Annotated in this window: 19 protein-coding genes; 5 read left to right on the top strand and 14 right to left on the bottom strand. The window is 63.9% G+C overall.

Annotation, left to right across the window (positions count from 1 at the left end; translation table 11 throughout):
• Positions 1-257: 257 nt before the first annotated feature.
• The 5 genes from cydC to AC1DWA_RS01560 all read right to left on the bottom strand — a co-directional run bounded on the left by cydC (position 258) and on the right by AC1DWA_RS01560 (position 7,253).
• Entirely contained in the window at positions 258-1,946 is a 1,689-nt protein-coding gene (cydC, locus tag AC1DWA_RS01580; RefSeq protein ID WP_141488461.1) for a thiol reductant ABC exporter subunit CydC, read from the bottom strand.
• On the bottom strand, positions 1,936-3,624 hold the full coding sequence (cydD, locus tag AC1DWA_RS01575) for a thiol reductant ABC exporter subunit CydD (RefSeq protein WP_477847625.1): 1,689 nt from the start codon (positions 3,622-3,624) through the stop codon (positions 1,936-1,938). Before cydD ends, cydC begins: the two co-directional genes overlap by 11 nt.
• A 58-nt stretch (positions 3,625-3,682) precedes the next feature.
• Positions 3,683-4,726, bottom strand: coding sequence for a cytochrome d ubiquinol oxidase subunit II (gene cydB / locus AC1DWA_RS01570; RefSeq protein WP_003939727.1), 1,044 nt, complete (start codon positions 4,724-4,726; stop codon positions 3,683-3,685).
• Positions 4,727-4,735: 9 nt separating this feature from the next.
• Positions 4,736-6,235, bottom strand: coding sequence for a cytochrome ubiquinol oxidase subunit I (locus AC1DWA_RS01565; protein ID WP_477916447.1), 1,500 nt, complete (start codon positions 6,233-6,235; stop codon positions 4,736-4,738).
• Positions 6,236-6,389: 154 nt separating this feature from the next.
• Positions 6,390-7,253 carry an aminodeoxychorismate lyase gene (locus tag AC1DWA_RS01560; protein WP_019745097.1) on the bottom strand — a complete coding sequence of 288 codons (864 nt, stop codon included), beginning with the start codon at positions 7,251-7,253 and terminating at the stop codon, positions 6,390-6,392.
• A gap of 79 nt (positions 7,254-7,332) precedes the next feature.
• Between AC1DWA_RS01560 and ygfZ the strand changes: the two genes are divergently transcribed.
• The 4 genes from ygfZ (at position 7,333) to AC1DWA_RS01540 (ending at position 10,475) form a co-directional block, all read left to right on the top strand.
• Positions 7,333-8,454 carry a CAF17-like 4Fe-4S cluster assembly/insertion protein YgfZ gene (ygfZ, locus tag AC1DWA_RS01555; RefSeq protein ID WP_477847622.1) on the top strand — a complete coding sequence of 374 codons (1,122 nt, stop codon included), beginning with the start codon at positions 7,333-7,335 and terminating at the stop codon, positions 8,452-8,454.
• Positions 8,451-9,119 carry an MOSC domain-containing protein gene (locus tag AC1DWA_RS01550; RefSeq protein WP_019745099.1) on the top strand — a complete coding sequence of 223 codons (669 nt, stop codon included), beginning with the start codon at positions 8,451-8,453 and terminating at the stop codon, positions 9,117-9,119. Before ygfZ ends, AC1DWA_RS01550 begins: the two co-directional genes overlap by 4 nt.
• A complete protein-coding gene (locus AC1DWA_RS01545) occupies positions 9,116-10,069 on the top strand; it encodes an asparaginase (RefSeq protein ID WP_003940365.1) in 954 nt (317 codons plus the stop codon). The genes AC1DWA_RS01550 and AC1DWA_RS01545 overlap by 4 nt, the downstream gene beginning before the upstream one ends.
• A 202-nt stretch (positions 10,070-10,271) precedes the next feature.
• Positions 10,272-10,475, top strand: a complete 204-nt coding sequence (locus AC1DWA_RS01540; protein WP_003940337.1) for a DUF3073 domain-containing protein — start codon at positions 10,272-10,274, stop codon at positions 10,473-10,475.
• A 150-nt stretch (positions 10,476-10,625) separates the two neighbouring features.
• On the opposite strand, the gene purM is transcribed toward AC1DWA_RS01540, so the two are convergent.
• The 9 genes from purM to purL form a co-directional block, all read right to left on the bottom strand.
• Positions 10,626-11,705: a phosphoribosylformylglycinamidine cyclo-ligase gene (gene purM / locus AC1DWA_RS01535; protein WP_003940225.1), complete on the bottom strand. Its 1,080-nt coding sequence runs from the start codon at positions 11,703-11,705 to the stop codon at positions 10,626-10,628.
• A gap of 207 nt (positions 11,706-11,912) precedes the next feature.
• A complete protein-coding gene (locus AC1DWA_RS01530; protein WP_019745100.1) occupies positions 11,913-12,659 on the bottom strand; it encodes an AIM24 family protein in 747 nt (248 codons plus the stop codon).
• A 13-nt stretch (positions 12,660-12,672) separates the two neighbouring features.
• Entirely contained in the window at positions 12,673-13,350 is a 678-nt protein-coding gene (locus AC1DWA_RS01525; RefSeq protein WP_003939918.1) for an AIM24 family protein, read from the bottom strand.
• Positions 13,351-13,353: 3 nt separating this feature from the next.
• Entirely contained in the window at positions 13,354-13,962 is a 609-nt protein-coding gene (locus tag AC1DWA_RS01520) for an AIM24 family protein (protein ID WP_003940441.1), read from the bottom strand.
• Positions 13,963-14,115: 153 nt separating this feature from the next.
• Positions 14,116-15,693, bottom strand: a complete 1,578-nt coding sequence (purF, locus tag AC1DWA_RS01515) for an amidophosphoribosyltransferase (protein WP_003940541.1) — start codon at positions 15,691-15,693, stop codon at positions 14,116-14,118.
• A 126-nt stretch (positions 15,694-15,819) separates the two neighbouring features.
• Complete coding sequence (locus AC1DWA_RS01510; RefSeq protein WP_003939745.1) at positions 15,820-16,209, bottom strand: sterol carrier family protein; 390 nt, start codon at positions 16,207-16,209, stop codon at positions 15,820-15,822.
• Entirely contained in the window at positions 16,209-16,865 is a 657-nt protein-coding gene (locus AC1DWA_RS01505; RefSeq protein WP_477916446.1) for a CPBP family intramembrane glutamic endopeptidase, read from the bottom strand. Before AC1DWA_RS01505 ends, AC1DWA_RS01510 begins: the two co-directional genes overlap by 1 nt.
• Complete coding sequence (locus AC1DWA_RS01500; protein ID WP_020970624.1) at positions 16,862-18,646, bottom strand: alpha/beta hydrolase; 1,785 nt, start codon at positions 18,644-18,646, stop codon at positions 16,862-16,864. The genes AC1DWA_RS01505 and AC1DWA_RS01500 overlap by 4 nt, the downstream gene beginning before the upstream one ends.
• A gap of 3 nt (positions 18,647-18,649) precedes the next feature.
• Complete coding sequence (purL, locus tag AC1DWA_RS01495; protein WP_019745104.1) at positions 18,650-20,938, bottom strand: phosphoribosylformylglycinamidine synthase subunit PurL; 2,289 nt, start codon at positions 20,936-20,938, stop codon at positions 18,650-18,652.
• Positions 20,939-21,189: 251 nt separating this feature from the next.
• Here purL and AC1DWA_RS01490 point away from each other — a divergent pair, with 251 nt between their 5' ends.
• Positions 21,190-22,167 (top strand): Dyp-type peroxidase, encoded by a 978-nt coding sequence (locus tag AC1DWA_RS01490; RefSeq protein WP_020908937.1) that lies wholly within the window; start codon positions 21,190-21,192, stop codon positions 22,165-22,167.
• The last annotated feature ends 7 nt before the right edge of the window (positions 22,168-22,174 follow it).

Here is a 22,174-nt window from a genome sequence, read left to right as displayed (position 1 = left end):
CCTTTATTAACCGCCGGGGGTTAATAAAGGCGCACGGCACGAAGCGACCCCCGAGCCACACCCACGCTTTCGCGCGGATCCCGGTCGGACTGATCGGGGGCTCGGGGGTCGGGTGGCTGCCTGGGATTCGCCGGCCGCTCACGCGGTAAGTGAATTCCATCAGCGATTGCGGCTAGCTGGCAGCCACCTCACGCGTCCGTCTGTACTTCAATTTCAGACCACCTCCTTCCTTGTGTAAAGGAGAAAGTACGCCCACTTCACGACGACGGCAACGTATTTTCCACAGAAACTTTTCCGACGCATATCACCTGGTCAGCTGCTGCGCCGTCCGGAAGTTGGTGGGTGACGACAACAACGGTTCGCGAAGAATCGACCAGCGTTGCGTCGCGACTGAGCAACTCGCGGAGCAACTGAGCGCCTGCCTCCGCGTCCATGTGCTCGGTCGGCTCGTCGAGCAGCAGCACCTCCGCAGGCGAGACGATCGCGCGTGCCAACAGCAACCGACGACGCTCACCGCCCGAAACCGCTCGCATACCGCCGACCAGGTAGGTATCGAGCCCTTCCGGCAGTTCCGACAACCAGTCGCCGAGACCAACTGCGGCAAGTGCCTTCTCCGCGTCCTCGGCGGTGAGGTCACCCCGCGCAACGCGCAGGTTCTCGAGTACCGACGTCTCGAAGAGGTGTGCGTCTTCGGCGAAGTACCCGACGTGCCTGCGCAGTTCGGCCGGATCGATATCCGAAATATCCACTGCGCCAACGCGAACTGTTCCCGCGACGGGCGGCAGCAACCCCGCCGTCGTCATCAGCGCGGTGGTCTTTCCGGATCCACTCTCCCCGACGACGGCAACGCGGGCACCGCGAGGAAGATCCACGGAGAGCGGTTCGGTCACTTTTCCCCCGGGCCAACCCGCCTGCAATGCATGCACGCTGAGAATCCCGTTCTCCGGCCACGCACGATTTCCTTCGACGTGTTCCGCGTCGGCTCGATCGAGTACCGCCATGATGCGAGCCGACGCCAGCCGCGCCTTGGTCAATGCAACTGCCGCGCTGGGCAGTATCGCGGTTCCCTCGAAAGCCGACAGCGGAAGCAGTACAAGGATTCCCATGGACATCGGTGACATGTCGGTGGTTCCGTACAGCGCAATTCCGATCAGCAGGGCACCGAGGACGCTCACGCCGATTGCCAGGGGCGTCGCAGCGGCGGCAAAGGCACTCGGTACCGCCGCGCGATCGGTCGCGTCGACCACCTCGTTCTCGGCGGACACAGCCTCGCTCACCGCCTGATCCAAGCGACCTGATACTCGAAGCTCAGCGGAATGGTCGAGCGCGGTAACCGCCGACTCACTGAATCGCGCTGCGGCAGCTGAACTGTCGGCCTCCGCAAGTCGAGCAGCTCGCGCCGACAGCCAGGGCGCCGCAATCCCGGACACCGCTAGCGCAACAGCCAGAATGAGTGCGGCCGGAACCGAGATGAACAACAGGATTCCCACCGCGGCGAAGGCGAGGACAACCGAAACAGCAATCGGGATCAGCGCTTTGACGACGACGTCGCCCAGCGCGTCCACGTCGGAGCCCGTACGGGAGAGCAGGTCACCGCGTCGTAGTCCGGCGGCGGCCGCGGGATCTCCCGCTGCCAACTGCTGGTAGATCCTCGACCGCGCTGCGGTGGTGCCGCGCAATGCGACGTCGTGCGTCGTCAATCGTTCGAGATAGCGGAAGACACCACGTGAGATTCCCAACGCGCGTACGGCAACCACGGCGACGCTGAGATCGAGAACGGGAGGCATCTCCCACGCGCGCGTGATCAACCATGCGGACAGCGCCGCCAAGGCGAGTGCGCTACCGAGTGTTGCCACACCGGCGGCCACCGCCGTCAGTACGCGTCGTGGTCGAAGTTCCAGTAGCCGAAGAGCACGCAGAAGCGGATCGTGAGCGTCACTTCTCATGAGCGCGCACCTCGACGATCCGGTCAGCTGCGGCGAGCACACTCGGACGGTGGCCGATCACGACGACTGTGTCGCCGCGCTCTGCCCGTGCTCTCAGAGAAGCCAACACTGTCCCTTCAGAATCGGAATCGAGGTGAGCGGTGGGTTCGTCCAGGACAAGAACTGCGCGGTCGGAGGCGAGCACGCGTGTCAGCGACAGTCGTTGTCGCTGCCCCAGCGACAAACCTGTGCCGCCGACGCCGATAACGGTCTCGACACCCGCAGGCAGCTCGGCCAATACCGCGTCGAATCCCGTCGCAGCAGCGGCGCGAGCCAATGCTTGCGCATCGACGACCCCGGTGAGATCGAGATTTTCACGAACGGTGCCAGGTAGGAGGACCGGATGCTGGGGAAGCCATGCCAACTGACCCCACCACGCGTGCTCGTCCAGGTCTCGGACATCGACGCCGGCGACCGTCACGCGGCCACTGCTCGGTTCGATCAGTCCGAGTAGCGCGTGCACTGCCGTCGACTTGCCGCAGCCGTTGGGACCGGTGAGCACGGTGATCGCCCCTGGTGACGCCACGGCGGAAAGTTGAGACGGTGCGACTCCCCCACGAGAGGTCACGCCGAGTCCGTCGAAGACGATGTCGGCGCCGCAAGCGACCACCGTCGTGCTACCACCCTCCGGTGCGGCAGAATCCGCCTCGATCACCTCGAATGCCTTGTCGGCTGCTGCCATTCCGTCCTCGGCGGCGTGGAACTGGGTTCCCACCATCCGAAGTGGCAGGTACACCTCCGGTGCGAGGATCAACGCGACTATCCCCGGCTCGAGTGACATGTCCCCGTACACGAGTCGCAAGCCGATGCTCACGGCCACCAATGCGACGCAGAGTGTTGCGAGCAGTTCAAGCACCATCGAGGACAGGAACGCGACGCGGAGGGCAGACATGGTCGTTCGCCGATGGGCGTCACCGAGTTCACGGACACGCTCGGCAGGGCCTTGCTGACGACCGAGCGCTCGCAGCGTCGGCAGTCCGGCAAGTAGATCGAGCAGTTGCGAAGACAGCGTGGTCATCGCTGCCAACGTCTTCTCCGACTTACCCTTCGTCAGCAAGCCGATCAGAATCATGAAGATCGGGATCAGCGGCAGCGTCACGAAAATGATGACCGCGGACGTCATGTCCTGCACCGCAATGACTATCAGGGTGATGGGCGTCAGTGTCACCGACAGGACCAGAGCCGGAAGGTATCCCGTCAGGTACGGGCCGAGGCCGTCGACACCGCGGGTGACCACGGTCGCGATCTCGTCACGCCGAGGATCCAGATCGCGCGGACTCATCGCCGTCGCCGATGTCAGCACGCCGTTCTTGATCTCGGCAACGACGCGAGTCGACGCCCGGTGTGCGTATCTGGTCTGCAGCCAGGTCCCCAGAACCCTGACCGCCACAGCTGCGGCCAGAACAACCAATTCGGTTGTCCACGAAGAAACATCCACAGTTCGAGTGGTGATCACTCCGGCCAGTACTCGGCCGATCATGAGCGCCGCGACGATGACCATCACGACGTTCACCATCGACAGAGCGACCGTCAGGATCAGATAGCCGCGCGCAGAGGCGGAATGGCGCCACAGTCGCGGGTCGATCGGCCCCCGGCGACGCTCCCGAGTGGTGGGAGCGTCGCCTACTTCGATAGTCACGTGAATTCGACCGTCAGTTCTTTCGTGTTTCGAATCTTTTGTGATTGCGGGTTTGCCACTACCACGTCTTCTCCTTGAATCGCAGACCGATCGACGCCGGAATCTGCTTGGAGGAGATGCGCTGTCGGAACACCCAGTACGTCCAACCCTGGTAGATGATCACCACCGGCGTCATGAATGCCGCGGCCCACGTCATCACCTTGAGCGTGTACGGACTCGACGACGCGTTCTCGATGGTGAGGCTGTACGCCGGATCGAGCGTCGACGGCATGACGTTCGGGAACAGCGAGGCGAACAGCAGCACGACGGTGGCGATGACGGCCACACAGGTGAGAACGAAGGCCCAGCCTTCGCGCTCGGCCCGCGTCAGGAAGACGACGCCGATCAGTGCAGCAGCAGCAGCGGCTACCAGAATCCACGTCCATCCCTTGCCGTAGGCGAGCTGCGTCCACAGGACGAATCCGCCGGCGACGGGAATAGCCGGAATTGCGAGTCGTGCAGCAATTTTCACTGCGTCTTCACGAACCTCGTCGGCACTCTTGAGTGCCAGGAACACAGCGCCGTGGAGAGCGAACACCAGTGCGGTGGTCAGACCGCCGAGCAGTGCGTACGGATTGAGCAGATCGAAGAATCCCGACTCGACCTGCTTGTCGGCGTTGATCGCCACGCCCCGAACGATGTTCGCGAAAGCCACGCCCCAGAGAACTGCCGGGACCCAGGAGCCGAAGATGATGCCCCAGTCGCAGCGCTGACGCCATTTGTCGTCGTCGATCTTGCTTCGCCATTCGATGGCACAGATTCGAACGATCAAGGCCACCAGGATGATCAGCAGCGGTAGATAGAACCCGGAGAACAATGTCGCGTACCACTCCGGGAATGCCGCGAACATCGCGCCACCGGCGGTGATCAGCCACACCTCGTTGCCGTCCCACACCGGGCCGATCGTGTTGAGCGCCACCCGTCGACGCGTATCGGCCGGGAGGTCACTGCCTCTGCCGACGATCGGCATGAGCATTCCGACACCGAAGTCGAACCCTTCGAGGACGAAGTAACCGATGAAGAGCACTGCGACGAGCACGAACCATACTTCTTGAAGTCCCATGATCGCCTCCTAGTACGCGAACGACAGTTGTTTGGGCTTGTCCGGATCTTCCGGCTCGTCATGATCCGTATCGCCCGGTGGATGCATGTCGTGCTCCAACGGACCTTCCTTCGCGTACCGCACGATCAGCTTGAACCAGACAACACCCAGCGCTCCGTACAGGAGGGTGAAGGTGATCAGCGAAGCCCAGACGGTAGCCGACGCGTGGTCCGAAACACCTTGGTCGACAGTCAGTCTGATCATGTCGACGCCGGTTGGATTGGGATGCACCACCCAGGGCTGACGGCCCATCTCGGTGAAGATCCAGCCCGCGCTGTTCGCCATGAACGGAGTGGGAATCGCGACGAGACTGAGGATTCCGAACCACTTCTGGTCCGGGACCCGCCCCTTAYGTGTGACCCACAGTCCCGCGAGAGCCAGTGCTGCCGAACCGGCGGCGAGGCCGATCATGGCGCGGAAAGACCAGTACGTGACAAAGAGATTCGGTCGGTAGTTGCCCGGTCCGAAGTCCTGCTCCGCCTGCTCCTGCAGTTGGTTCACGCCTTGCAGTTCGACGCCGGTGAACTTGCCCTCGGCCAACCACGGTAGAACGAACGGCACCTTCAGAACGTGCGTCACGCTGTCACAGTTGTTGTGTGTACCGATGGTGAGAATCGAGAAATCCGGATCCATCTCGGTGTCGCACAGCGACTCTGCCGACGCCATCTTCATGGGTTGCTGCTGGAACATGAGCTTGCCTTGAACGTCACCGGTGTAGATGATGCCGATTCCGGCCACGATCATGACGAGCAAGGCGAATCGTGTTGCCGGGCGGTACATCGTTCGTGCGTCGGTTTCGAGACGCTCTGCTTCGGCGGCCTCAGCCTGCTTGGCGCGGCGCATGTTCCGCACCATCCACCAACCACTGATGCCGGCAACAAACGTCGCCGCCGTCAAGAAGGCGCCGGCAACCGCGTGCGGGAAGGCAGCAAGAGCGGTGTTGTTGGTCAACAGCTCCCAGATACTGGTGAGCTCGGCACGACCCGTCTCAGGGTTGTACGTCGCACCGACCGGATGCTGCATGAACGAGTTGGCCGCGATGATGAAGAACGCCGACGCGTTGACGCCGATCGCCACGAGCCAAATGCACGCCAGGTGTACAAGTTTGGGAAGCCTGCCCCAACCGAAGATCCACAGTCCGATGAAGACGGACTCCATGAAGAAGGCGACCAGGCCTTCCAACGCGAGTGGAGCTCCGAACACGTCGCCGACGAATCGCGAGTACTCGCTCCAGTTCATGCCGAACTGGAACTCCTGCACGATGCCGGTGGCTACACCGAGTGCGAAGTTGATGAGAAAGAGCTTGCCGAAAAACTTGGTGAGCCGATACCAGTGGTCCTTTTTGGTGACCACCCACATCGTCTGCATGATCGCGATCATCGGTGCAAGTCCGATGGTCAGCGGAACAAGGATGAAGTGGTAGACGGTAGTGATACCGAACTGCCACCTGGAGACGTCCAAAGTATCCATTGGCTACTCCGAGAGTAGGGCCCTGGGACAGGCTTCGGGGTTCGAGACGCGGGCAGTCGCTCGGCCCCTGCGGACACGGTACTGCTGTCCGGTTTGGACCGCAGGACTTTGCTACTACCAAATGTAGTAGAGACCTGTCGCGATTCCTATTCGCCTATCGCCCTGCTGAATCCGAATCAATTGCACGTTCAACCAATTCCGCGAATTCCTCGGAGACCTTCGGCTCTGGCAATGCGAGCCCGTCGAGTGTATGGACGCGTGCGGCCAGCGTGACGCTCGAAACCATCCACACTCCGTCGGCCGCAATCAAATCCGCAGGTCGGAGGGTTTCGTATCGGCAATCGAAGCGAGCACTGCCGGCAACGTCGAACAGAGCACGCTGCGTCGTACCCATCAAAATGCCCTGTGCGGGAGGCGGTGTGATCAAAGTCCTGTCCCGAACGATCACCACCGTCGAGCGTGGCCCCTCCAACACATTGCCCTCGGAACTGACGAAGATCACATCGTCGGCACCCAAATTCGCCGCATATCGGAGCGCTGCCATGTTGGTTGCGTAGGACAACGTCTTCGCGCCCAGTAGCTGCCAGGGTGCCCGGGCAGAGAGATCGACCGAGAAACCTCGCTCGAGAGTCATCACCGACAGCCCCGATTCGCGGACCTGTCTGACCCGATCGGCCACCGGACCGACCATCACGAAGGCTGTCGGCTTGTCGCCGCTCTCACGGCCGCGGGTCAGAACAAGACGAAGAGCGCCTTCCTTCTCTGTCCCCCACTCCTCGGCTGCCATCTCGATCGCCAGACGCCAGTCATCGAGAACGGGGGCGGGCAGACCCAGTGCCCGCGCGCTCAGAACCAGTCGACTCAGATGTCCCTCGACCACCCGCGCCCTACCGTCGCGTACCAACAGCGTCTCGAAGACTCCGTCGCCGCGCACCACCGCCAGGTCGTCGGCGTGCAGAAACGGTGCGTCAGCATCGAGCACCTCATGGTCGAGAGTCACCAATACGCGATCAGGCATGCCATCAACCCTAACGATCCGCCAAGCCGCCGGGGCCGCCCTGTAACCGCGATCCCGCCCACACTCCTAGACTGGTCTTGTGGTCGACAACGCTCTTGTGCCCAACAGCCCACTTCTGACTTCCCCCGGCGCGGTCACCGCACCGGACGGTTCGGCCGACATCGGTGTCGCATGGCACTACGGCGATCCCCTCGGTGAACAGCGAACCGCGCAGCGCGCAGCAGTGGTGGTCGACCGCAGTCACAGATTCGTGATCGCCATTCCCGGCGACGAACGCCTCACGTGGCTGCACACGATTTCGAGCCAGCACATCGCCGCGCTCCCCGACGGCAAGAGTGCCGAGAACCTGAGCCTGGATGTCAACGGACGCGTCGAGCACCACTTCGTGCAGACGGACCTGGCCGGTGTCACCTGGATCGACACCGAAGCCGACCGCGGACCCGACCTCCTCTCCTTCTTGAAGAAGATGGTGTTCTGGTCCAAGGCCGAGCCTCGGGACGGCAACGAGCTCGCGGTATTGAGCCTGGTCGGTCCCGAATCCCCGGCTGTCCTCTCCGCGATCGGCGTGCAGACACCAGCCGATGCCTACGACGCTCTCGCGCTGGCCGACGGCGGGTTCGTCCGCCGCATGCCGTGGCCCACCGAGGACTCTTTCGATCTGCTCGTCCCACGTGAGCAACTGGCGGCGTGGTGGACCAAGCTGACCGATGCCGGTGCCAAGCCCGCCGGAAGTTGGGCCTTCGAGGCGCTCCGCGTCGAAGCGAGGAGGCCTCGCCTCGGACTGGACACCGACGAGCGGACGATCCCGCACGAGGTCCACTGGATCGGCGGGCCGGCCGAACACGGCGCCGTCCACCTCGACAAGGGCTGCTACCGCGGTCAGGAAACCGTCGCCCGGGTTCACAATCTCGGCAAGCCCCCGCGCCATCTCGTCATGTTGCACCTCGACGGCAGCGCCGAAGCGGTCCCGGAACCGGGTGACCCGATCACGGCGGGCCGACGGGCAGTCGGACGTGTCGGGACCGTCGTCAATCATCACGAACTCGGCCCGATCGCGCTCGCTCTGATCAAGCGCAACATTCCGGTCGACACCGAACTGATGGCCGGCCCCAGCGCTGCGTCCATCGATCCGGATTCGATCGTCGCGGACGACGCACCCCAGGCCGGACGTGAGGCTGTCAACCGATTGCGCGGAAAGTGACGGGCATGGTCGACGCGGTCTGCGTCGTCCACACCGAACGTGACAGTGGTGTCAGGCGAGTCCCCCGGACCGCGATCGACAAGCGTCCCGTCGACGGCCGCGTCGCGGTCGGCCGACTCGGCCTGGGTGGCGACTACGTCTGCGACACCGAGTTCCACGGCGGCGCCTTCCAAGCTGTCTACGCGTATCAGCGCGACGAAGCGCAGCGATGGTCGGACGAGTTGGGCCGACCGCTCGCCCCGGGGTGGTTCGGCGAGAACCTCCACATCAGCGGAATGCTGGTCACGGACGCCGTGATCGGCGAGCGTTGGCACATCACCGGAGCCGAGGCGTCCGACGTGTTAGAACTCGAAGTAACCGCTCCCCGCGTCCCGTGCGGCACGTTCGGCATCTGGGCCGCGGAAAAGGGCTGGGTCAAAAGATTCACCGAGCGGACCGACGTCGGCGCCTACCTTCGCGTCAACCGGACCGGCACGATCGCTGCCGGCGACTCGGTCACCCGAGTCCACGTACCGGATCACGGCGTGACTGTTCGAGAGGTCTTCGCCGGAACCGACCCCGAGAGACTCCGACGGCTCCTCGCAGAACACACCGATCTTGCACCGAACGTCGCCGCGCGCGTCCAGAGGTTCATCGAACAAGCAGAAGCGCAGGTGCACTCGTGAGTATCGAATTGGTGGAAGTGGTCCGCTCCGGATTCCGCGAATGCGTGCATCGCGGATCGGCCGTCATTCTCGGCGCCGACGGCGAGGTCGTTGTCGGACTCGGGGAGATTCACACACCCATCTACCCGCGCTCGGCGAACAAGCCGCTGCAAGCCGTCGCTGCGCTTCGTAACGGCTTTGCACCCACCAGTCCGGAAGAGTTGGCCGTCGCGTCGTCCTCACATGCGGGCGAGGCCGATCACATCGAACTGGTCGCCGCGCTTCTCGCTCGCTACCAACTCGGTGTCGACCAGTTGCAGTGCCCCTCCGATCTGCCGGGCAACGAACTGGCCCGAGCCGAACTGATCGCAGCGGGCGAACTTCCCAGTCCGATCTACATGACCTGCTCGGGCAAGCACTCCGCGATGCTCGCGACGTGCGTCGTGAACGACTGGCCGCTCGAGACGTACATGGAGCCGACCCATCCCCTCCAACTCGCGATCCAGGAGACGATCTTCGATCTCAGCGGCGAGGAAGAGCAGGAACTCGGCATCGACGGTTGTGGTCTCCCGATCGTCCCGCTTTCGCTCACGAACCTGGCTCGGGCATTCGGACGCCTGCCCTCGGCTGAGCCGGACTCCCCTGAACGGGCTGTGGCCGACGCGGTCCGCGAAAACCCCTTCCTCGTCTCGGGCACGGGCCGCAACGATCAGCGCCTGATGTCCGCCGTGCCGGGTCTGTTCTCCAAGACCGGATACGACGGCATCTACGCCGGAGCGCTTCCCGACGGTTCCGCTTTCGCCCTCAAGATCGACGACGGCCACGAGCGGGCGCTCCTGCCATTGGCGGCAGCTCTGCTCAAGCGAATGAACACCGAGTGGACCGAGGAATTGGCGGCTCTCGCATCCGCTCCGGTCTTCGGCGGCGACGCCCGAGTGGGGACGATTCGCGCAATTCCCGGAAACTTCTGAGCAGTTCTCACAAAGTTCTGACGAGTTCTTTCAGCATCCTGGCAGCTCGCGGCCATAGTGAGAGCAATCAGACACGGCGGTGAGGCGTTCGTGGAAGCGGAAGCGACTTTTCCACGCTAGAGTGTGTGTCAGGAAACTTACACACTCAAACGGGGCCGCCAAATTCCCCAGGCCGCCCCGCGAAAGCGCGAGGGGGTCAGCCATGGGCCGCGGCCGGGCTAAGGCAAAGCAGACCAAGGTTGCACGCGAATTGAAGTACAGCGTACCGACCACGGATTTCGACAGCCTGCAAAGAGAGCTCGCAGGTGGATCGACCAACTCGCATCGGAGCAGTGTCCGATCGGACCAGACTTCCGATAGGGAAGGGCATGCGCGAGAGGACGACTACGACGACTGGCGGCGTTGACCGCGCACTGCCACCGCGCAGACTGTGAAATGAGGAAGAGCTGATCGCTCTTCCTCATTTTTGCGTTCCATTTTCTGCCCCGCGCCTGCTTGTACGGACACACAAAACTGCCCCACCGGATCTCTCCGATGGGGCAGCTGACGTTGCGGCCTAGAAGCGCGGGTGGTCTCCGGCCAGGAACGCACGCTCTGCAGCGGCGTCCGACGCCTTCTTGACGCTACCGAGCGTCCAGCAGTCGATGTGGCGTGCAGTCAGGACGGCAAGTGCGCGGTCGACGTCCTCGGGCGCCACGACGGCAACCATGCCGACACCCATGTTGAAGGTCTGCTCCATCTCGGCGCGCTCGACGCGTCCACGCTGCGCGATCATCGCGAACACCGGAGCGGGGCTCCAGGTTCCGCGATCGAGTTCGGCGACCAAGCCCTTGGGCATGACGCGCGCGAGGTTGTTGGCAAGGCCACCACCCGTGACGTGGCAGAACGTGCGCACGTCGGTCTCGGCAGCGAGTGCCAGGCAGTCCTTGGCGTAGATCTTCGTGGGCTCGAGCAGTTCCTCACCGAGCGTGCGGCCGAACTCGTCGACGTGTGCGCTCAGGTTCATGCGGTCGATCTCGAGCAGGACCTTGCGGGCCAGGGAGTAACCGTTGGAGTGCAGTCCCGACGAGCCCATGGCGATGACGACGTCGCCGGGGCGAACGCGGTCCGGTCCGAGCAGCTTCTCGGCCTCCACGACACCGACGCCGGTGGCGGAGAGGTCGTAGTCACCGTCAGCCATGATGCCGGGGTGCTCGGCGGTCTCGCCACCGAGGAGAGCGCAACCGGCCTGGATGCAGCCCTCGGCGATGCCGCTGACCAATTCCGCGACGCGCTCGGGGATGACCCGGCCGACAGCGATGTAGTCCTGAAGGAACAGCGGCTCGGCGCCACAGACGACGAGGTCGTCGACAACCATGGCGACGAGGTCGAGTCCGACCGTGTCGTGCTTGTCCATCGCCTGCGCGACAGCGAGCTTGGTTCCGACGCCGTCGGTCGATGCGGCGAGCAGCGGCTCCTTGTAGTCACCCTTGAGGGAGAACAAGCCGGCGAAACCACCGAGGCCACCCATGACCTCGGGGCGGCTGGCCTTCTTGGCCAGAGGGGCGAAGAGTTCCACCGCCCGGTCGCCTGCGGCGATATCGACTCCTGCTGCCGCGTAGGAGGCGCCTGCGGTGCGGTGACTGTCCTCGGTCATCGGGTTACTACTCCAGCCTTGTATTTCTCGCGAGCACGTATTGCTCGTGCACAGGTAAGTGGTCTTGCAATGTGAAGTGTTTGCAATCCTCGTGACGCGAGATGGATCGTTCGACTCGAGACCCAGAGCGCGCACACAAATACCGACGATTACGCCCATACGCTACCGGACCGGCCCCCTCGGTGAGACCTCGCGTACCCCAAGACGTCAGTTCTGCAGCCGCGCACCGATCGAGGAGTGCAGCGCTCGCAGACTGTTCTGCCCGAGTGCAACGGTCTCGGATTCGATGTGTTTGAGGAGGTGCCCGTCGTGGACGACCTTCTCGCTCGACTGGATCAGCACCGTGCCGGCTCCGGTGAAATCGAACTGGCGTTCTTCACCGGTATTCGCGCCGAACATGCTTCCCCGAACCGCTCCCAGGAAGCTCTGCATCCAGTCCGCATCGAAGTGATGGGACGGCGACGGGCAGTCGGCCCAACCCACCAACGCCTGCGGGTCGATGCGCAGCGGCGGCTCCGCGAACATGACCGGGCCGTTGGACGACGCCAGGAACTTGCCTGTTCCCAGCAGCGTCAAAAAGCCTGGGACGATGGACTGTTTGAGGTCCAGGCTCGTCTCGAAGGCGAGGAGATTGGCCGCGCGAATCGTGAGGTTGCCGTCGTCGAGGTCGTAGGAATTGATGTTGAATCCGCGGTCGCCGAGGATCAACTTGCCCTGCCCCTGGGCGAGCACCCAGTCGTCCGCGTAGAGCGGCGAAGAGAACCTGGCCGCGACGATCGCCGTCATGCTCGTGCGCCCGAGCGGCTCGAAGTTGATGTTTCCGTAGTACGCGATCATCGCGCCCTTGGACGTGAACCACGGTTGTCCGGCCATCTCGACGCAGAAGGCGTAGTCGTTGCCCGGGACGTTGTCGTTGGCGGGCAGAGTTGCCGGATTGTGAATTTCGATACCCATGCTCTTTGCCCTCTCAGAACTTCTGCTCGGACGCCTGGACCCAGACGGTGCCGGCGCCGGTCATCTTCAGCTGGATGGACTCCCCCGAGCCCTTGCCGACGGCCTCGCGCCAGCCGACGTTCGCGGAGATGTCGACGTTGATCTGACCGATGTGGCACACGTATGCCTGCGGGTCGACGACGACCTGAGGATTGTTCGGACCGACCTGCAACGGAATCGCGCCCCCGTGCGAGAGAACCGCGACGCTTCCCTGGCCGTGCAACTGCGTCGTGAACAGCCCTTGACCGGTCATGGCTCCGCGTACCGCTCCGCGCACACCGCCCTGCGACGTGAGAGCGACTATCGAACTCTGGAGGTAACCGTCGTGTGCGAGGAGTCGGTCGGCTTCGACCGTGAGCATCGACGAACCGTCGAGGTGGATGACCTCGACGTACAAGCCGGCGTGCCCGTAGAAGACCTCACCGTTACCTTCGGCCGCCATCATGCGTGCATGCTCGCCGGACATCATGCGGCCGGCCATCCCGGCGATACCGCCCATGTTCGGCATGGCGCCTGGCCCACCGCCCATGCTGTGCGGGATGAAGCGGACGTCACCGGTGTAGTAGAGCATCGACCCGGTGCGGGCGAGCACGTTCTGGCCAGGCGCGAGGGTCGACTTGACGACCTTGCTGTTCACCAATTCCAACGGCATGGTTCAGCGCTCCTCGGGCTGGATGTAGACGACTCCGGATCCGTCGAATCGCAGCGAGAACGCTTCACCGCTGCCACCGCCGATCGCGGAGCGCCAGGTGACGTCGGTGACGAAGCTCTGGTTGAGCTGGCCGCGGTGAGCGACGAATGCGTCGGGATCGGCAACCAGCGGATACTGCGGGCTGACTTCGAGCGCGATGATCGGTCCGCCCTTCGACAGCACGGCCACCAGACCGGTGCCGCTGACGACCGTCGTGAACAAGCCCTGTCCGGAACCTGCGCCGCGGAGGCCGGCAAATTTCACATCGGTTCGCAGCTGTCCGACCAGTGCGAGCAACTGTGACGCTTCCACGTGCAGAGCGTCGTTGTTGAGTTCGATGATCGTGATGTCCTGGGCGTCGACCGCGAAGTAGACGGTGCCTTGTCCGCTGACTTCCATCAGGGACAGTGATTCACCTGCCGCCTTCTGTTTCAGCGCGGCACGTAACCCTCCGCCACCGCCCATACCGGCGTTCTTGAAGGTGATCGCACCCTCGTACGCCACCATCGAACCGTTGATCGCTTTGATGGTGTCCCCCACCAGGTCTGCGACCAGTACCCGGTGCCCATCCATTCTCAGTTGCGCCACGGAGGGCACTATGCCAGATGCTCACGACGTATGCCGTGTCGTCGAACGGAAAGTCGTGGAACAGAAAATCTGCCGCCCACATGTTGTGGACGGCAGATTCTCGGCTATCGATTTTCGGCGCTTTGCAGCTTTCGGTGTTCAGGGGCGGCTGAGCGCGCTCGCGTTGTCGTTGTCGCGAGTGGCCGTCGAACCTGCGGTGCTCTCGAGCATCCCCTCGAGGACGTTCTTGCCGATCGACGTTTCCTTGGGAAGCGCGATCGGGTAGGTCCCGTCGAAGCATGCGGCGCACAGACGGCTGGCCGGCTGCTCGGTCGCGGCGATCATGCCTTCGGTGGAGATGTATCCGAGCGTGTCCGCTCCGATGGAACGACGCACACCGTCGAGCATTTCCTCGAACGTCGCATCCTGTCCACCTGCGCCGTTGGCGATCAATTCGGCCGGTGAGGCGAAGTCGATGCCGTAGAAGCAGGGCCACTTGACCGGCGGCGAGGCGATACGGACGTGAATTTCGAGGGCGCCGGCTTCGCGGAGCATCCGGATGAGCGCACGCTGAGTGTTACCGCGGACGATCGAATCGTCCACCACCACAAGCCGCTTGCCGCGGATGACTTCCTTGAGCGGGTTGAGCTTGAGCCTGATACCGAGCTGACGGATCGTCTGCGACGGCTGGATGAAGGTACGGCCGACGTAAGCGTTCTTCATCAAACCCTGGCCGTAAGGAATGCCCGAACCCTGGGCGTACCCGACGGCTGCGGGGGTGCCGGACTCGGGAACGGGGATGACCAGATCGCCTTCGGCGGGGTGCTCGCTGGCGAGCAGACGGCCGATCTCGACGCGGGTCGAGTGGACCGAACGGCCACCGATGACGCTGTCGGGACGCGCGAGGTAGACGTACTCGAAGACACAACCCTTGGGAGTCGGGTTCGCGAAACGCGAGGAGCGGACGCCGTCTGCGTCGATCGCGAGTAGCTCACCGGGTTCGATGTCGCGAACGAACGACGCACCGACGATGTCGAGGGCTGCGGTCTCGCTGGCGACTACCCAACCGCGGTCGAGTCGACCGAGGCAGAGCGGGCGGATACCGTGCGGATCGCGCGCTGCGTACAGCGTGTGCTCGTCCATGAAGGTGAGGCAGAACGCGCCCTCCAACGTGGGAAGCAATTCCATCGCGGCCTGTTCGATGGTGCTGTCGCCGGCAGCGTGTGCCAGGAGACCACCGATGAGGTCGGAGTCGGAAGTCGCGGCATTGGGGCGCTTGTCGTTGACCAGGCCGGCGGCACGGGTGCGGCTCGCGAGTTCAGCGGTGTTGACCAGGTTGCCGTTGTGGCCGAGCGCGATGCCGGTACCGGCAGTGGTCGTACGGAAGATGGGCTGCGCGTTCTCCCACGTCGTGGAACCGGTGGTGGAGTAACGGCAATGTCCGACGGCGACATGTCCTGGCATCGCTGCGAGAGTCTGCTCGTCGAATACCTGGCTGACCAGGCCGAGATCCTTGAACACCAACACCTGGGAGCCGTCGGCTACCGCAATGCCGGCAGCTTCTTGACCACGGTGCTGAAGTGCGTACAGGCCGTAATAAGTGAGCTTCGCCACATCCTCTCCCGGCGCCCAGACGCCGAATACACCGCATTCTTCGCGGGGCTCGTTCTCGTCCTCGTCGGACGGGTTCGAAGCGAGGAGATTTGGACTGTTGACCGACAGATCGGCACGAGTCACCGGGCGCTCCCTTTGTGGGCAGGGGTTGGGGGGCATCCACAGTCTACGGCCATTTTGGGACACACTTCCCCTGAGGGCAGCCTTGGGCCTCAGATCACGCCGAAGCGAACCGGATGGTCTCTGTCACTACGCCAACCGGAGCAGTGGGAGCCAGTGCGCAATTTCGGGGGCGCGGCTACCTGATGCGTCGACTCGTCCGTCACCTGCGGCCTCGGAGAACTCGAGCAATCCGGTGACCATCTGCAACCACGTGCGAGCGTCCGTCTCGACAACGTTTGGCGGGGTTCCGCGCGTATGGCGTGGACCTTCAATGCATTGCACGGCGACAAACGGCGGCACCCGCACCTCGACGCTCGATCCTGGGGCGATCTGTTCGAGAGTGCGCGCACTCATCTTCACTGCGGCGCCGAGTTCAGCGCGAGAAGGCTTCGGAAGTTCCGGATCGCGAAGCCACGGGCCGACAGCCAGGACGGCGGCACGGAATTCGGCGGGGTCGACGGCGCGGCGAGGCGGCATCAGTTCACTCCCTGTCTTCGAGTAGCGATACGAACGGCAAGTGCCCCACCGGCATTGGTCGCAAGGTGCAGCAATGCCGGTGCGAGGACACTGCCGCCCCTGCGATGCAGCCACTCGAACAGCAATGCCGACGCGCCGGTGAATGCCACTGCAGCGGGAACGTTGTCGCCGGCACCGCGGGCGGGGGYAACGTGCCACAACCCGAAAGTCAGTGCATGAACAGCCTGCGCGGTGGGACGGTTCAGCTCACGATTCCAGACTGCGGACATCGCGCTACGGAACAACAGTTCCTCGGAAAGCACCGTGCCGAAGGGGATGTGCAAGATGATCCATTCGAGGAAGTCCTCACGGCCGTCTGCTCGCTCGTCGGCAGCGAGTGTCGCACGCAAGGACGGGACAACCAGAGCGGCGCTGTAGCCGGTGAGGACCGCCCCGGCCGCGGCTCCGCCGAACTGGGCACCACCACGAATTCCGGTGTGTGCCAATCCGAGTTCCTCGCGCGTGTAACCACGTGCGAGTAAGACTCCGATGGCCGACAGACCGGCCGCGGTGTTGACCGCGGCGCGAGCGCGAGGCGAAAGACCGAATGCCGGAAGCACGACGTTGCTCCAGGTGATCGCGGCGGCGGAGAGCGCGATCGAGGCGACTCCCCTCACTTCTCGGGGCCCTCGGATTTCACGGCGACAACCAACGCCGACCGCACCCGCTCGGTTTCTGCGGCCGTCCATCCCTCGGGCTGGGCGACGCTGATCCAGGCGTCCAGAACGGAGGTTCCGTAATTGTGACCGTGACCGTCCGGAACTCCCGCGGCGTTACCGAGGTCTGCGGACACCTGCCAGAACGTCACGACCGGGAACCATTTCATCGACGGTGAGCGGTCGAATCCCGGTACTTCCTTGAGCCACTCGGGCCGGTTGAACATGAGGTCGGGTGACCACCACACCACCGGATCGGAAGGATGCTGGACAAACAGAACTCGCGGCTGCGGCCACGTCATACCGTCGGTCGGGATGTCTTCGGAGCGATCCGCGAACCGGACTCCGGCCAGACCGTCCGCGTACACGGGCGCCACTTCGGGAGTGCCGGGATCGCGCCTCTTCTCGATCGAACGCCACAACTGCGTCGCGTTCGGCGGACCTACCCACAGAATTCCGTCGGCGGTATCGCGCGCCGCCTGCAGTGTGTCGAATGCCCCCGCGCCGGCCATGACGCCGAGGCTCTCGCCGTAGACCATGAACTTCGGTCTGGTGGCTTCCGGTTCCTGAAGCCATCTTTCGTGTACCCGCTCGATCAACAGGCGACCGGCAGCTTGCGCCTTCTCCTGGTCTGCGAGGAACGAGATCCAACTCGGCAGGTACGAGTACTGGCTGGCGACAAGAGCAGTGTCGCCGCCATGTACAAGCTCGATTGCCTGTGCCGCAGTGGGATTGACCCACCCCGTACCTGTCGTCGGAATGACCACAAGGACCTTGCGTTGGAAGGCGCCGGTTCGCTCCAGTTCCTTGATGACCAGATCCATACGCTCTTCGGGATCTTCGGCGCTTTCGAGTCCGGCATACACGCGAATCGGATCCATCGCAGGGTTACCGGTTGCCGCTTCGAGTTCCTGGGCGTCCAGTCCACGCGAGACGAAGTTGCGCCCCTCGAACCCCAATGTGTCCCAGGGAGCAGCAGATTCGGGGCTGCCCGATTTCATCGGATCCTGCGGTTCGACGACGCCGTCGCGAGTGGTCGAGTTCTGCAGACTGAAGATCGAGTTGGTCGCGGCATAGATTCCGCGGACGAGGACGCCGTCGACCAACATGAAGAACAGGACGGTGACAACCAGGACGCCGACACCATTGGCCACAGACCGCGACCAGTGGAACCGCCGCATCAGCTGTCGGGCAATCAGTTTCACCAGATCGTGGAGGACCCGCCAGATCGAGATGAGCAGGCCGCCGATGAAGAGGCTCAATCCGAGGGTTCGGATGTAGCCGGAGGTGGTCGTGCCTTCGGCGTCGGTCAGCGCCGCAATTTCGCGTTGCCACCCGGCGGCGTAGACCAACATGATGATCGCCGCGACGATGGATGCGACCGGTACGAAGACCTTGATCGCGGAAGGCACCGGCTCGGGCAGGGGCCACCACCGTCGACCGCTGAGCAGGTATCGCTCCACAGCCCAACCGATCGCGGTGCCGACGCCGTAGCCGATGGCCGAGTTGATGCCGCCGATCAGACCCTGGAAGAGCCAATCGCGCGGCAGCAACGACGGCGTCAGAGACCAGCAGAAGAAGAACGCGGCAAACGCGATGCCGGTGAAGTCGAGTTTGAGGAGCCCCCACGCCCACTCGGTGAAGCGGTTGTCGAACTTCTCGAGAGATGCGGGAACAGCCAGCCGCAGGTGGTGTTCCTGCGGCTGGCTGTCAGAAGAAGTCAGTTCTCCGGAATCGACCATCTATCACCCGAACAGTGCGGGCAGCGTTCCCTCGAAGGCCTCACGGAGCTTAGCCATCGTGACGGAGAAGTGTCCCTGGACCTCGACGGAGTCGCTGCCCTCGTCGACGACCCCGATACGCGTCCACGGCAAGCCGCGAGCGGTGCACATACCGGTGAAGCGGGTCTCCTCGGTGCGAGGAACCGCAACCAGGACGCGTCCGGACGATTCCGAGAACAGGGTCACGAACGGATCTGCGCCCTCGGGAATCAGGATGCGGCAACCGGTTTCGCCGGCCAGCGCGGCTTCGACGACAGCCTGGGCCAGTCCACCCTCGGAGAGGTCGTGAGCTGCGGTGACCAGTCCGTCACGCGAGGAGGCGAGCAGGATGTCCGCAAGCAGCTGCTCACGGGCGAGGTCGACCTTCGGCGGCACGCCACCGAGGTGACCGTGCTCGACCTGCGACCAGATGGAGCCGTCGAACTCGTCGTGGGTGTCGCCGAGCAGGATCAGCGTCTCGCCAGGCTCGAGTCCGAGGCCCGTCGGGATACGGCGGTGAACGTCGTCGATCACACCGAGGACGGCAACCACCGGCGTCGGCAGGATGGCCGTGGATCCGGTCTGGTTGTAGAAGCTGACGTTGCCGCCGGTGACGGGGATGCCGAGGGTGGCGCAGCCGTCGGCGAGGCCGCGAACAGCCTGCTGGAACTGCCACATGACACCCGGGTCCTCGGGAGAACCGAAGTTCAGGCAGTTGGAGACGGCCTTGGGCGTTGCGCCCGTGACTGCCACGTTGCGGAAAGCCTCGGCCAATGCGAGCTGCGCACCGGTGTACGGATCGAGCGCGGTGTAGCGGCCCGAAGCGTCGGTGGACAGTGCGATTCCGCGTCCGGTCTTCTCGTCGATGCGGATGACACCGCCGTCGGCGTTCTCGGCCAGGACGGTGTTACCGCGGACGTAGCGGTCGTACTGCTCGGTGATCCACTTGCGGCTGCACAGGGCAGGCGAGGCGATCATCTTCAGCAGGGTCGCTTCGAGCTCGGCGTCGGTTTCGGGACGCTTCAGTCCGGCGGTCGTGTTCGCGATCAACGCGTCCTGGCTTGCCGGGCGCTCGACGGGACGGTTGTAGACCGGGCCTTCGTGAGCGACGGTGCGCGGGGGAACATCGACGACGGTCTCGCCGTGCCAGGAGATGGTGAGGTGCTCACCGTCGGTGACCTCGCCGATGTCGGTGGCCAGGACGTCCCACTTCTTGCAGACCTCCATGAACGCATCGACGTTCTCGGGCGTGACCACGGCGCACATGCGCTCCTGCGATTCGCTGGAGAGCACCTCGGCGGGGGTCATGCCGGTGGCGCGCATCGGAACCTTCTCGAGGTTGATGTGCATGCCGCCGTCGCCGGCCGCAGCCAGCTCGGAGGTGGCGCAGGACAGCCCGGCGCCGCCGAGGTCCTGGATGCCGACAACGAGGCCGGCCTTGTAGAGGTCGAGACAGCACTCGATGAGCACCTTCTCGGTGAAGGGGTCGCCGACCTGAACCGCAGGGAGCTTCTTACGTCCGCCGGTGTCTCCACCCTCGTCGTCGAACGTCGCCGACGCGAGGACCGAGACGCCGCCGATGCCGTCGAGACCGGTGCGTGCGCCGAACAGGATGATCTTGTTGCCTGCACCCGAAGCGAAGGCCAGATGCAGATCCTCGACGCGCATGACGCCGGCTGCCAGTGCGTTGACCAGCGGGTTGCCTGCGTAGGACTCGTCGAAGACCGTCTCGCCGCCGATGTTGGGGAGGCCGAGGGAGTTTCCGTATCCACCGACACCACGCACGACACCGTCGACGACGCGACGGGTATCGGGGGCGTCGGCAGCACCGAACCGAAGCTGATCCATGACGGCGATCGGACGAGCACCCATGGCCATGATGTCGCGGACGATGCCACCGACACCGGTTGCCGCACCCTGGTAGGGCTCGACGTACGAGGGGTGGTTGTGGCTCTCGACCTTGAACGTGACTGCCCAGCCGTCACCGATGTCGACGACGCCGGCGTTCTCGCCGATACCGGCCAGCATGTTGGCGCGCATCTCGTCGGTGGTGGTCTTGCCGAAGTATCCGAGGTGGACCTTCGAGGACTTGTACGAGCAGTGCTCGCTCCACATCACCGAGTACATCGCCAGTTCGGCGTCCGTGGGACGGCGGCCCAGGATCTCCTTGATGCGTGCGTATTCGTCGTCCTTGAGACCGAGCTCCTTGAACGGCTGAGCGGCATCGGGATCAGCCGATGCGTGCGTGACGGTATCGACCTGGTGAGCAGACACTGGAGAGTGGTCCCTTCCCTACGGGAGTCAAGAGGCAAGCCGGCGCGGAGCGGGACACCACGAATGTGCCCAACGAAAGAACGTGCCGGAGGGACAGTCTATCGGTGTGGGCCGACGACTTCCGCAGACGGCAGCACCCGCAACACCTCCGGGCCTGCGAAGTATCGCCCGTCACACCCGCACTGGTTTGGGTAATCCGGTCGGTTTTCTTAAGGTCAGGCCGGTTCATTCTTTCCCTCGAAAGGTCTCGCATGCCCCAGGATGTTCGTCAAGCCGACCTCACGGCACAGTCCCAGTCGGTGACCACTCCCCTCACTCCGGCTGCAATTTTCCTGGTCGCGACCGTGAATCCGGGTGGCGAGAACACCACACGAGAACTGCTCGCCGATGTCGCCGGCCTGCAGCGGGCTGTGGGGCTGCGTGTCCCTGGATCGGGTTTGGACGTCGTGACGAGCATCGGTTCGCTGGCCTGGGATCGACTGTTCGCCGGTCAGCGCCCTGCGCTGCTGCACCCGTTCACCGCTTTGCAGGGTGACGTTCACTCGGCGCCGTCGACTCCCGGTGATCTGCTCTTCCACATCCGCGCGATGAGTATGGACGCGTGTTTCGAGGTGGCTCGGCAGATCACGAAGCGACTGCACGGCGCGGCCACGGTGGTCGACGAGGTTCACGGCTTCCAGTACTTCGAGAACCGCGACCTCATCGGCTTCGTCGACGGCACCGAGAATCCGGTCGGCCGCGACGCCGTCGCCGCAGTGACGGTCGGCGACGAGGATCCTGCGTTCACCGGCGGCAGCTACGTCCATATCCAGCGCTACATCCACAAGATGCGCGATTGGGAAGCAATCACCGTCGACGAGCAGGAGCGTGTGATCGGGCGCAGCAAGCTCGAGGACATCGAGATGACGTCCGACGTGAAGCCGGCCAACTCGCACGTCGCGCTCAACGCGATCAAGGACGAGAACGGCAAGGCTCTCGAGATCCTGCGTGCCAACATGCCGTACGGGCGCCTCGGTGACGACGAGATCGGCACCTATTTCATCGGCTACTGCCGCACGCCTGCGATCACCGAACGGATGCTGGAGAACATGTTTCTCGGCGACCCCCGCGGCAACTACGACCGACTACTCGACTTCTCGACGGCTGTGACGGGCTCGATGTTCTTCACACCGAGCGCCGACTTCTTCGAGGGTCTCCCGGCCGCACCCGCCGGGCTCCCCGCACTTTGACTACGCG

This window comes from Rhodococcus sp. P4_F3_2 (genome assembly GCF_056401335.1).
The sequence above is the reverse complement of the archived record's forward strand: the minus strand, read 5'-3'. Positions and strand labels throughout refer to the sequence as shown.